Source organism: Lactovum miscens (assembly GCF_014202895.1).
GTDB classification, from domain to species: Bacteria; Bacillota; Bacilli; order Lactobacillales; family Streptococcaceae; genus Lactovum; species Lactovum miscens.
The window spans coordinates 1-12,163 of record NZ_JACHHV010000021.1 but is presented as its reverse complement, the minus strand read 5'-3'; the positions used below and the strand labels follow the sequence as shown (position 1 = coordinate 12,163).

Sequence of the window (12,163 nt, the reverse complement as noted above, 5' to 3'; positions counted from 1 at the left end):
TGGTTAATTAGTTATGTGATTAAGTATATATCCTTTATTTTAATTTGTCAACTATAAAAATTGAATTTGAAAGAGAAAATAAAAAAAGACAACAGCTTAAACTGTTGTCAAAATTGAAACTTATAAAATTTTTATAAAGTTTAACCTGTTGGTAAAGCTAATTGTAGTTAAAATTTATTTTTTAAAAACGCAACTGACTGATAAGGTTGTAAAGTATTTTTCTTATAATCATCATAATTATTTATCCAAATTTCAGATGCAAAAAACTCATCTGGCAAATCAAAACTAATAGGACGATTTCTAAAATTATTTAATACTAATAATTTTTGATTGCCAAATTCACGAATAAATGCATAAATGCTATCAGAGTCTTTCATAGCAGCTTTGTATGTGCCATCAGAAATTAGTTTTTCTGATTTACGTAAAGCAATCAATTTTTTATAAAAATTATAAATTTCTCCATTTTTATCCTGTGCCACGTTAATTTCAGGGTGATTTCCTACTGCAAGCCAAGGACTTCCAGTTGTAAAACCAGAATTTTTTCCATTGTCCCATTGCATCGGTGTCCTCGCATTATCACGAGACTTAGCCTTCAAAATTTCAAAAGCCTCTTTTTCCGTCACTCCCTTTTTCAACAAAGAGTGATAAGCATTTAACGTTTCTAAGTCTAAATAATTGTTAACATTTGTATAGTCAGGATCAACCATCCCAATTTCCTCGCCCATGTAAACGTAAGGTGTCCCGCGGCTCAAATGAATACTTGCAGCAAGCATCTTGGCCCCTTTTACTCGAAAATTCTCTACATCTATAAAACGGTTTAAAGCACGAGGCTGATCATGATTATTCCAAAATAAAGCATTCCAACCACCATTTTCAGACATCTGCTCACCCCACTCATGAAATAAATCACGCAGTTGTGTAAAATCAAAGGGCATTTTTGTCCACTTATCCCCATCCTTATAATCTACCTTAAGATGATGAAAGTTAAAAACCATACTCAGCTCATGTCGATCAGGTCGTGTATACAAAATACTATTCTCAATTGTTGTTGAACTCATCTCACCCACTGTTACCGCATGTGGATCATGCCCAAAGGTTGCTTTATTTAGCATCTGCAAATAATCATGCACAATTGGCTTATCTGTATATTCAAATTTTCCTTCACTCAGCGAATTATCATGTAATACTTCATCTTTCCCAATAACGTTAATCACATCAAAACGAAAGCCTGAAATTCCTTTCAACCGCCAAAAATTTACTACTTCAAACATCTCGTGACGCACATTTTCATTACGCCAATTCAGATCTGCTTGTGATATATCATATAAATGAAGATAGTATCTTCCTGTATTACCAAATGGTGCCCAAGCACTTCCGCCAAACTTTGAATTCCAATTAGTCGGATCATCACGTAAAATAAAGAAGTCCTGATAATATTTATCACCGGCCAAAGCTTTTTGAAACCACTCATGTTCGATTGAAACATGATTTAATACCATGTCAAGCATGAATTCAATACCATATTTACGCCCTTCAGCAACCATCTCAGCAAAATCTTCAAAATTTCCAAACATCGGATCAATCGCCTTATAGTTTGAGATATCATAGCCATTGTCACGCTGAGGACTTGGGTAAAACGGATTGAGCCAAACCATATCAATTCCAAGGTCTGCTAAATAAGGTAACTTTTGTGTAACTCCTTTTAGATCCCCTATTCCTGAACCAGTTGTGTCTAAAAAAGATTTTGGATAAATTTGATAAATTACTCTGTCATTAAGTGTCATATTTTCTCCACTAAGAAGCAAAGCAACAGGTTTTATACCTGCTGCTCCCATTTTTACTATTTTATTTTGCAACAGCGTCTTTGAAAGCATTTTTCTTTTTAACACCATCACCCATAGTATCTGTGTCTTTATAACCAAACATCCATACAAGAACAAAGGCAACAACAATCGTTACTGCAGAAGCAATCCAGAAGATCATAAAGTTGTTTGGATTATCTATCGCTTGAATAATTTGTCCACTTGGTGTCTTTTGACCTGACATGAAATTTTTGATGAAGTTGGGGAAACCAATAAGAGAACCCGAGAAACCATACATATGTAAATTCAAGAAACCAGCTACTCCTGCCCCTGCTGCAGCACCGATAGAGCTCATGATAAAGACACGCATGTATTTCAAATTAATACCATACATAGCAGGCTCAGTTACGCCACAGAATGCTGAAATAGCAGCTGGTAAAGCCAAACCTTTCATGTCAGCTTTACGTGATTTGAAGAAGACAGCAAGTGCACCAACACCTTGAGCAAGCATTGTAAAACTTACAATCATATTAATATTAGACTGACCCGTCAAGTTTATCTGGTTAGTCAAGATTGGTACAACCAGCCAATGAAGTCCGAAGATAACAAGCACCTGGTAAAAACCACCTACAATAATACCCGCAATACCAAGGTTCAAGTTAATAAGTCCTGTAATCACACTAGAAAGACCAGATGAAATAACCGAGACAACAGGGCCAACGAATAATAACACTAGAGATGATACAACAAAGAACGTAATCATTGGTTCAAAAATTGGGCGTAATGCTAAAGGCAAGTGATTGTGTAGCCATTTACCAATAGGTGCTGCAATTGCTGCCGCAACGATGATTGGGAAAATTGTGTAAGCATAACTTGGTAAATCAACAGGAATGCCAAAATAAGATGTATTAAAAGTAACACCCAGAATTTTTGCAACGACTGGTGTGTGCCCGGCAGCATTTGCTGCAACTAAACCTGTTAATCCAGGGTTAATCATGAGTCCACCAACAGCAGCAACAACATATTCATTTGCTTTCAATTGCTTAGCGGCAGAGAAGCCAACTAAAACTGGTAAGAAATAGAAAGGACTCATCGCAAGTGTAGATATAATCTTATACGTTGAGTTAGACGAATTGATCACCGCAAAAATATAACCTGGATCAATCTTACCGTTTGCTCCCACAGTGTAAGTAAACATATTCAAAAGCCCGTTAATCATACCACCTGCAGCAAGTAGTCCAATAATTGGAATCATTGAGCCCGTGATTGTACCTATAACAACTTGAAAGGCACGTACAAATGGATTTTTAGAGCCTCCATTTTTAATGGTACCACCCGTTTCCGCAATAGCAGCCTCTGTTGCTTTAGCATCGACAACTTTGTCGCCAAGCTGTTTGATGACTTCATCATAAACATCTTCTACTGCTTGCCCAATGACCACTTGATATTGATTTAAATTTGCATTGTAAAGTGCCGTGACAGCTGGTACACCTTTAGCTGACAGTTTGCTAAGTGACTCACCATCTGCCTTATCTTTGTCAACCAAAGTAAAGCGCAAACGTGTGATACAATGAATAACCGTTGTGACGTTATCAGCGCCACCAACCCCAGCGATGATCTCGGTCGCCAGTTTTGAATAATCTGCCATGAGGCCTCCTTTACTACTTTTCAGTAGTTTTCAATAAATTTTTAAAAAATAAATGAATACACACTTCATTATTTAACTCAATGCAATAAAAACTGTAAAAAACTATTTCGCATGGGCATCGCCAACGGCAGATCCTGCTGGTATTTGACCATATTTGACCGTTAAGTCAGCTAATTTATCTGCAGTATTAGTAATTAACACCATTGTGGTTTTTGGGAGACCTGCTGCTTCAACCTGTGCCCAATCTGCCTTCCCCAAATCATCGCCTGCCTCTACAATATCTCCTATGGAAACTTTCAAAGCGAAAGGTGCCCCATTTAGGCTCACTGTATCAATACCTAAATGGAGAAGAACTTCCAAACCATCAATCCGTTTGAATCCAATAGCATGACCTTGTTTTACTATCACCTTTCCAGCAACAGGACTTACAATTTTGCCATCGTTGGGTTCAATTGCGAAACCATCTCCCATTATTTTTTTTGCAAAAATGGGATCTGAAACTGTATCTAACTTGACAACCTCTCCACTAACTGGGGCATAAAGCTTCTGATCATCCGTCAATTCCTTTTTTCTCCCAAAACCAAACATTTATTCTCCTTTACAAATTTTATTATAAATCTGTTAGCTTGTACGTACAAGTATAATATAGCAAATGTAACCGTTTTTTGCAAGCGCTAAATCATTTTTATTGTATTTTGTTTTTTTTTGATAAAATATGAACTATGAAGAAATATGGAATCATCGTAACTGATCTAGAACAAAAAATTTTTAAAGATATTTATAAGGAAAATGAACTTCTTCCGAGTGAACACGAACTTTCAAAAATATATGATTGTAGCCGGGCAACAGTTCGACAGGCTTTAAAAATTGTTGAAGAAAATGGTCTTATCCAACGTCGTCATGGCTATGGAAGTATTGTCATTTCTCATGAGAAACTGCTTTTTCCTATTTCTGGACTAACCTCTTTCAAAGAATTGCAAACTTCTTTAGGATTTCAAAGTAAGACAGAGGTTATTATTTTTGGTGAAATTAATATTGATGAACAAATGGCGAAGATGACTGGCTTCCCTTTAGATTCTGTGGCTTATCATATTCTAAGGCGCAGACAAATTGATGGAAAGTTTGCAGTTCTTGACCGTGATTTCTTGCGCAAGGATATTGCAGGTGATTTGACAAAAGAAATTTCTCAAAATTCTATCTACGAATATTTGGAAAACACATTAAATCTTGACATTGCCTATGCTCAAAAAGAAATCACAATTGATTTGGTTTGTGAAGAAGATCATGAGCTTCTTGATCTTAACCAACAAGATAGACATATTGTTTCTGTAAAAAGTCATGTCTACCTTGCTAATAACACTCAATTTCAATATACAGAAAGTCGCCACCAAGTAGATAAGTTCCGGTTTACAGAGATTGCCCGCCGCCAAAAACGTTGATCACTTTTATACTCTCAATAGTCCACAAAAAAAGAGCAAGCCCTATTCTTTGCTCTTTTTAACAATTAACAAAATACTATAGCCAATCACATAAATCTCAAGAACTCATCGATTATTTCTTACAAGTGAGATCTCCCCATTCGTGTCAATCTGGAACTATGTTCTAAAAAGTAGACAAAAATTTGAAGGATAAAATCTACTTAAGGCAATATTTCCTCTTTACCCTTATATGATATGTCAAACTTTATATGATAATTTCGTTGGCTATAACAATTCTTGTCATTTATTTTTTAACACTTAATAAATACTCTAGACCAATTCTCTTTAAAAAATTACTTCTAGTTCCATCTGCTACATTAGAGACAGCTTCAGAGCCATCATCTGCTGGGTCAATATGTGTGCGATATGGTCGTTTTCCTTTGGGAAGATTAACAATACGAACAATTTCGTCAGAAACTAAAGATACATCTGCACCATCCGGGAAAAGACCCGCGAGTTTTAAACTAACATTTTCCATGAGATTTGGATATTTTTGATCATAAATTTTTTGAACTTCTTTATTGTCAGGATACCCTGAATTTGCGAAGTGATTTGTCCCATTTGTAAATGACCCAGGAACAACAATAGAAGTTTCAATACCAAATTGAGATAATTCTGCAGCATAAGATACTGCTATAGAATCCATTCCAGCCTTCGCTGCAAAGTATGGGCCCAAGTAGGGTGGTGTTCCACCTTTAACACTCGAACTAGAAACCCATATGATTAACCCCTGTTTACGGGAACGCATTGCAGGAAGCACTGCTTTATTTACTCGTTGAGCTGAGAGGACATTAATATCATATAACTCACCAAGTTGTTCTGGTGTGAAAGCCTCTAAGGCACCAGTAACCATATGACCAGCATTATGAATTACTATGTCAATTCCATTAGATTGCTCTACTTCAATACGTGAAATGGCCTCGTTAACTGATTCCTGTGATGATACATCCATCTCAATTGCAGAGATACTAACCTTATTATCTTTTGCAAATTGTTCAACTTCTGCAACCCTATTTGCATTGCGTGTTAAGGTATTTCGCATCCCCGCATATACAATATGACCAGTTTTTGCTAAAGCTCTAGCAGTTAAGGCGCCAAAACCACTTGAGGCCCCAGTTATAATAATTACTTGCTTTTCCATTACTTTTTCTCCATTCTTAAAAATTATGCCAGTCCACCATTGGTAAAAATAATTTGTCCATTGACCCAGCGGGCTGGTCCTGCTAAAAATGCAACGGTTTCTGCAATATCTTCAGGGTTTCCTAAGCGCTCTAATGGAGTAGCTTGTGACAAGTGAGTAATTGTTGCTTCGTCTTTTCCTGACAAAAAAAGTGGTGTTGCTGTAGGACCTGGAGCCACTGTATTTACAGTAATGTCTTTCCCTCTAAGTTCTCTTGCCAAGATTAAAGTAAGTGACTCAACTGCCGCCTTACTTGCAACATATGCGGAATAGTTTGGGAAACTCGTTCGGGTTACTGAAGTAGAAAAGTTAATAAGTGATCCTCCTTTACGAAGTTTGAGGGCCGCTTGTTGTGATACAACAAAAGTCCCTCTTACATTTATTCTTTGAATCTGATCAAAATCAGATAAGTTTAGAGTACTTAAAGGGCTTAACTTCATAATACCCGCGGTATTCACTACAACATCAATCCCACCAAAAGCAGATATGACATTATCGAAAAGTTGGCTCATTGTAACTTCATCAGCTACATCTCCCCCAACAGCAAGAGCTTCTCCGCCATTATTAATAATTTCATCAACCAACAATTCAGCTTTTCCTTTATTTGCTGAGTAATGAACAGCCACCGCATAATCTTGCTCCACCAATTTGTCAATTACAGATTTTCCGATGCCACCAGAGCCTCCTAGAACGAGAGCAACTCTTTTATCAGACTTATTTTTAGTCATTTTTATTCTCCTTTATAAATATCAAGTATGAGTTACTTTTTATATGTTTAGTAACTTATATTTAATATTGTACCTTCCTTTAGTTACTTTGTCAACGATTTGTTACTTTTATTTGTTTATATTCTAATTTTTAGTTATAATAAACACGAAGTATTATTAGAAGAAAGGAAAATAAGTTGGGAAAATTAACTCAAGAACTCATTTTAGATACAACTGAAAAACTAATCTACGAATTTGGAATGGACAAAACAACCCTTAATGATATTGCAAAACGTTTAAATGTTTCCCACCCTGCATTATATAAACATTTTCTTAATAAAGAAGAACTTTTTCAAAAGTTAGCTTGGCGGTGGTTAGAAGAAACTTCTAAAAACCTATTCAACTGGACAAAATCCACCATCTCTACACGGCAGAATTTACATGATTGGCTCTGGCTGCTTGCAAGCACAAAAAAAACATTATTTGAAAAAGATCAAAGAATGTTTAGTTTATACACCGACTATATTGAGAACAACGAAGAATTAATAACTATCCATCTTCGACATTTGGCCGAGAAAGTCTCAGAAATTACAGGGCTAGATGAGGGCAAAGGAAAGGCAATTATTACAGCCTTTATTTATTTTCATAATCCCTATTTTGCTAATCAATGGGATCGTCCTAACTACAAAGTATTATTTGAAGACACTTTCTGTTTATTAGATATTACAATTTCATAATTACAAAGTAACAATACACAATAAAGTATACTGGGAAAAAAATGATTACAACCTATGAAAAACTAAAAAATGGCTTCAATACTTACGCACCTAAACAGTTCGTGCTACCCAATAATGCCTCTGATACCATCACCCTATCACATGACGATGTCACGCTGACGATTGAACTGGCAGAAGACACTGTTACCAAAATTACTATTACAACACGAGATACCAATATTGATGGGGTGTTCTATGAAGTATTTGTAGATGGTCTCGAACATGGTATGGAGTGGTCCTCTTCAAATTATTACAACGCCATGATGAAGACTTTAAGTACACATAAAAAAAATGTTGGAATAAATCATAAAGGTATTAAAGCGCTACACTCTTGGGAAAATGGAATGGTTAAAGTAGTTCTTACTAAAGATGAAAAATGAAAGAAAAAGGCGGAGATAATTCTCTGCCTTTTTACCATGTTTTTAGTGAATTTTTGATAATAATCTACTCACTATTGTCCAAAATTGTTTAACTTTTACTCCCTCTGAATCTGCTGGACCAGTATAATTAAACAATCTTCTATAAAAATTGGCTATGTGCTCAGAACTTTTATATGAGACAAACACACCAACACAACTATCTTGCATTGTTCGATATTTCAATCAATTAATTGTTGGCTGTATTAACTAAAACTATGATTATAGTTCATGTTTTATTCATCAACTCCAAAAATTTTCATCTCCATAATCCACATGGGTTGATATTTCTGACCATTTTCTCATGTCTTCTTGTAATTTGTCTACTTTTAGTTTAGCTCTACCAAATGCATTTTGTCCCATAAGCAAATGAAGTGGAGGTTCACTGCTTCTTGATACTTCAATAATTGCTTTTGCTGCCAACTCGGGTGATCCAGTTTGACTTCCAGAGAAACCCTCGGTCGTTTCAATTGTTTTATGCGCTGTAGAATCATAATCACTTATCATTTTTGAAGCCTTAAATGCTGAACTTCCTGCCCAAAGTGTTCTAAACGGTCCTGGTTCAACATTAGTTACCTTAATTCCCAATGGTGAAAGTTCTTTTGATAATGCAGTCATTAAACCTTCTACAGCAAATTTAGTAGCATTGTAATAACCAAATCCCGGAGAACCATCTAGCCCCCCAATAGATGTAATATTAATAATGTGTCCACTTTTTTGTTTTCTAAAATATGGAAGAAACGCATTCGTGATGCTACTCAATCCCCAAAAGTTAGTTTCAAACATTTGACGAACAGCTGCTGTGTCGCTCTCTTCAACCGCGCCAAAGTAACCATAGCCAGCATTATTAACTAAAACATCAATATGACCGTAATGTTCAATCGTTTGTTTAACGGCTTGTTCTATTTCAATTTCACTAGTCACATTCAATGCCAACGCTAATGAATTTGGGTGTCCTTCAACAATTTCTTGCGCTTTTTCTAAATTCCTTGCAGTAGCAATTACCGTTTCACCTTGCTTGAGCAGTTCCAATGCAAGATTTTTTCCAAATCCTGATGAGGTTCCTGTAATAAACCAAATTTTACTCATTTGATTTTCTCCATTTTTCTAAAATATTATTCTAAAGCTAAACCTTAGTTCATGTTTTTGGTCTACTATTAGTTTATGATTTGTTTAATTGCGTGAAAGCCTATAGAATTCTCGTATCATTATAGTATCACCTTAGAGTATCTAATTCAATTTTTTTAAAGAATAAAGTTAAAATAATATAATGCATACTCATCACTTCAAAACTCTCTTCCTTCATCGCATCTGAAGGATATTTTGATGATTCTTCAAGTATCTCTATACTGAGAATAGTAAACTATGTCACTTTTTTCCAGACTATATCTTTATATAATGAGGTGTTTTTTTGGAAATTCTATTCAAGTTAGCACTTAATATATCAAGTGTTAACTTGCAGGGCATAAGTAGAATCGCTTTATTGCTTTGTATAATTACAAGATAGTTATTCACATGATTTTATAATTTTTTCTATTGACAAATTTATAGAAAAATGAGACTCAACAAAGCTAAAATTGCTAATCCCCCCTGTTTTATAATAATGAGTTTATTACTTGTTAAACTTCCATATAGTGCAACCAAAATAACATAGGCTAAAAGAAAAGCTGTCAACTCTATACTAGCTGATGAAACAAACAAAGCATATAACATGCCAACTCCAATTAATCCATTATAGACTCCTTGATTTTTAAAAAGCACTTGTACATTTTTATTTTTCAATTCTTCTTGAGACATGTTGAACACCCGTCCTGTTGTGGATGAAGTTGTTTTAAACGTTTCTAGGAACGTAATATAAAAAAATTCCAAGGCTACTAGTGTCCCTAATGTAATTGTAATTACCGACATGACTTATTTCCCCCTTATTTCTAAAGCTTGTAACTTATACTTTATTATTAAAATCAATTATGAAGTTCACAGTTGATTATCTTTTTTAAAAAAACTGCGAGTACATCTATAGACGCTGTTATTAATTGGGTATTAGTCATAATAAATACCCTTGACAATAAGTTGCTTGAGCATCTGAACAAATTAAATAAACAGAATCCCTTATTCTTGATAAAAAGACTCATCATATGGATTTCTATAACACTTTATTTATTTGGACTTGTGAAAATTGCAATTTGTCCATCAACACCTAAATACTTATTAATACGATTTTTTAAAGCTACAATGGCTTCTACCCCACGCTTCTGATGATCGTCATTCAACGATTCAATCACCATGATTGCATCTGTTGTACTCTCTGTCAACATCGTTCGCTCTGCTTCCCGCCAATTAAAGCTACGACAAATTGCACCCTCCTCATCATAATAGATCAATTCGCCAGGCAGAGCTGGTTCATCTTCGTCAGCCCCTAAAGCTTTAAATTTTTCTCCCCCCAAAGCTGTTCCTAAATGCATTTCACCAACAATCATATTCAAATCCTCACCACCACATGGTACGCCATACTCTAGTGAGATGCTATTATAAATATCAACTAGTGGATTAATGGGATGAAAATCATGGGTTTGAGTTACCCTTTTTAACAATGCTTCAATGGATGACCGAGCGCCCTTTTTCCTTTTAAATTTTATGAAGGCCTGTCTCCAATCTTGAACGATTAAGTTTGCTGAAAAGTTCTCTTCGGTTAAAAATTTGTGGGCTATAAATGAAGCATTATCTAACAAAATTTGTGTTTGTTTCTTATTTTCTGATGTGATTACATTACTAACACCATTTAACGTGAGTACATTTATTGTTGCATTTGGAAAAAGTCCCCAAAAGTTACTATCAATATTTATTTTGGAATCCATACTATTTATCCTTTATCTTAATTATTTATTGTTATTTCCATTAATAAATCACACTGTTTTTCTCCCCCTAAGTCAAAAATATGCTTCCCGAAATACACGAATCCCATTTTCCTATAAAAATTTAGTGCATTTATATTTTGTTCCCAAACTCCAAGCCATACTTTAGACTTATTTAACTCCTGAGCTTGTTTGAACGCATAATTTAAGAGGCATTTTCCTAACCCTAAACGTTTATAACTACTTTTTATATAAATTCTTTCTACTTCTAAAGTATTTAACCCCACCATTTCAGACTGAGCAACACCTACATTCAATTTGATATAACCTGCCAATTGTTTACCATAGTATATAAATTGAAAATTACTCTCAGTGTTAGCAACTTCGGACGACAATTTTTTAAAGTTATAAGCTTTTTCTAAGTATATTTTAAGGCTTTCTGCATTATTATCATCTAAAAAAGTTTCTGTAAAGGTTTCTATACTGATTTTTTGTAAATCTAACAGCTCTTTTTGAGTAACTTTTTTTAACGTTATATCCAAGTTTTTATTCTCTTTTCTAATTAATACTTCCGAATATGTCCCTTCTTTACTTCCAGCCAATCATGAGAAATATTATCTGACATTGTGTTGAGGACTTCCAAAAATATTTCTTGATTTTGCGTGGAAATATCTTTCAGCGCAATTTTTGTTGAATATTCATTTTCTCGGATAATTAGTGGATATACTTTTTCCCCTTCTTCAGTAAGATAAAGACGCTTTTCTTTCTTATTTTTTAAATCGTCTTTTTTGACGATTAAACCCTTCTGCTCAAGTTTATTTATAGCCCTATTTGCTGTCGATTTATCCACACATAGTAATTCAGACAAGCGGTGTTGAATAATTCCTGGATTTTCCTTTATTCTGCTTAAATATAAATATTGACCTTTAGCTAATTCAAACCGAGCAAATTCAACATTACTAATAGAATCTAATGATCGAGAAATAGTTCCTATTTGTCTTAATATTTCACTTTTCATTTATACCATCCCTCTTATAGAAAAAATTATACTTAAATATTGATGCATTTGCAACTATAAAGCAAACTATGGAATCTCCTTATCAGAATAAAATAAATGAAATTTAGGCAAATTGTAAAATTAGTTTAGCCACCTGAAGCAAGAAAAAAACACCTGAATCTCTTATACTTGAATTTGCAAGAAGACAAGTGGAAAAGGAATTCAGATGCAAGGTTATTTTAACACAAAAGGCAAGGAACTTACTTATACAGAACGTCAGTTGATTGAACGTTGGCACAACAAGGAG

The 12,163-nt window shown here is 34.6% G+C and carries 13 protein-coding genes; 3 read left to right on the top strand and 10 right to left on the bottom strand.

Features of this window, described 5'->3' with window-relative positions; translation table 11 throughout:
- Positions 1-167: 167 nt before the first annotated feature.
- From treC to HNQ37_RS05935, 3 genes are all read right to left on the bottom strand, one after another.
- A complete protein-coding gene (treC, locus tag HNQ37_RS05945; RefSeq protein ID WP_183540320.1) occupies positions 168-1,784 on the bottom strand; it encodes an alpha,alpha-phosphotrehalase in 1,617 nt (538 codons plus the stop codon).
- 61 nt (positions 1,785-1,845) lie between these two features.
- Positions 1,846-3,450: a PTS transporter subunit EIIC gene (locus HNQ37_RS05940; RefSeq protein WP_183540287.1), complete on the bottom strand. Its 1,605-nt coding sequence runs from the start codon at positions 3,448-3,450 to the stop codon at positions 1,846-1,848.
- Positions 3,451-3,552: 102 nt separating this feature from the next.
- The gene (locus HNQ37_RS05935; protein WP_183540285.1) at positions 3,553-4,038 is read right to left on the bottom strand and encodes a PTS sugar transporter subunit IIA; all 486 of its coding nucleotides are present in this window, start codon (positions 4,036-4,038) and stop codon (positions 3,553-3,555) included.
- 134 nt (positions 4,039-4,172) lie between these two features.
- Here HNQ37_RS05935 and treR point away from each other — a divergent pair, with 134 nt between their 5' ends.
- Positions 4,173-4,889: a trehalose operon repressor gene (gene treR / locus HNQ37_RS05930; RefSeq protein WP_183540283.1), complete on the top strand. Its 717-nt coding sequence runs from the start codon at positions 4,173-4,175 to the stop codon at positions 4,887-4,889.
- 283 nt (positions 4,890-5,172) lie between these two features.
- Here the strand turns inward: treR and HNQ37_RS05925 are convergent, their stop codons facing one another.
- Entirely contained in the window at positions 5,173-6,069 is an 897-nt protein-coding gene (locus HNQ37_RS05925; protein WP_183540281.1) for an SDR family oxidoreductase, read from the bottom strand.
- A 23-nt stretch (positions 6,070-6,092) separates the two neighbouring features.
- Entirely contained in the window at positions 6,093-6,836 is a 744-nt protein-coding gene (locus HNQ37_RS05920) for an SDR family oxidoreductase (protein WP_183540279.1), read from the bottom strand.
- A 176-nt stretch (positions 6,837-7,012) separates the two neighbouring features.
- Here HNQ37_RS05920 and HNQ37_RS05915 point away from each other — a divergent pair, with 176 nt between their 5' ends.
- Positions 7,013-7,552, top strand: coding sequence for a TetR/AcrR family transcriptional regulator (locus tag HNQ37_RS05915; RefSeq protein ID WP_183540277.1), 540 nt, complete (start codon positions 7,013-7,015; stop codon positions 7,550-7,552).
- Between the two features lie 41 nt (positions 7,553-7,593).
- A complete protein-coding gene (locus HNQ37_RS05910) occupies positions 7,594-7,971 on the top strand; it encodes a hypothetical protein (protein ID WP_183540276.1) in 378 nt (125 codons plus the stop codon).
- A gap of 279 nt (positions 7,972-8,250) precedes the next feature.
- Here the strand turns inward: HNQ37_RS05910 and HNQ37_RS05905 are convergent, their stop codons facing one another.
- The 5 genes from HNQ37_RS05905 to HNQ37_RS05885 all read right to left on the bottom strand — a co-directional run bounded on the left by HNQ37_RS05905 (position 8,251) and on the right by HNQ37_RS05885 (position 11,877).
- Positions 8,251-9,096, bottom strand: coding sequence for an oxidoreductase (locus tag HNQ37_RS05905; protein ID WP_183540275.1), 846 nt, complete (start codon positions 9,094-9,096; stop codon positions 8,251-8,253).
- 456 nt (positions 9,097-9,552) lie between these two features.
- Positions 9,553-9,915 carry a DUF1304 domain-containing protein gene (locus HNQ37_RS05900; RefSeq protein WP_183540274.1) on the bottom strand — a complete coding sequence of 121 codons (363 nt, stop codon included), beginning with the start codon at positions 9,913-9,915 and terminating at the stop codon, positions 9,553-9,555.
- Positions 9,916-10,160: 245 nt separating this feature from the next.
- On the bottom strand, positions 10,161-10,862 hold the full coding sequence (locus HNQ37_RS05895; protein ID WP_183540273.1) for a B3/B4 domain-containing protein: 702 nt from the start codon (positions 10,860-10,862) through the stop codon (positions 10,161-10,163).
- Between the two features lie 17 nt (positions 10,863-10,879).
- Positions 10,880-11,461: a GNAT family N-acetyltransferase gene (locus HNQ37_RS05890; RefSeq protein WP_281374958.1), complete on the bottom strand. Its 582-nt coding sequence runs from the start codon at positions 11,459-11,461 to the stop codon at positions 10,880-10,882.
- Positions 11,422-11,877, bottom strand: coding sequence for a MarR family winged helix-turn-helix transcriptional regulator (locus tag HNQ37_RS05885; protein ID WP_183540272.1), 456 nt, complete (start codon positions 11,875-11,877; stop codon positions 11,422-11,424). Before HNQ37_RS05885 ends, HNQ37_RS05890 begins: the two co-directional genes overlap by 40 nt.
- Between the last annotated feature and the right edge of the window lie 286 nt (positions 11,878-12,163).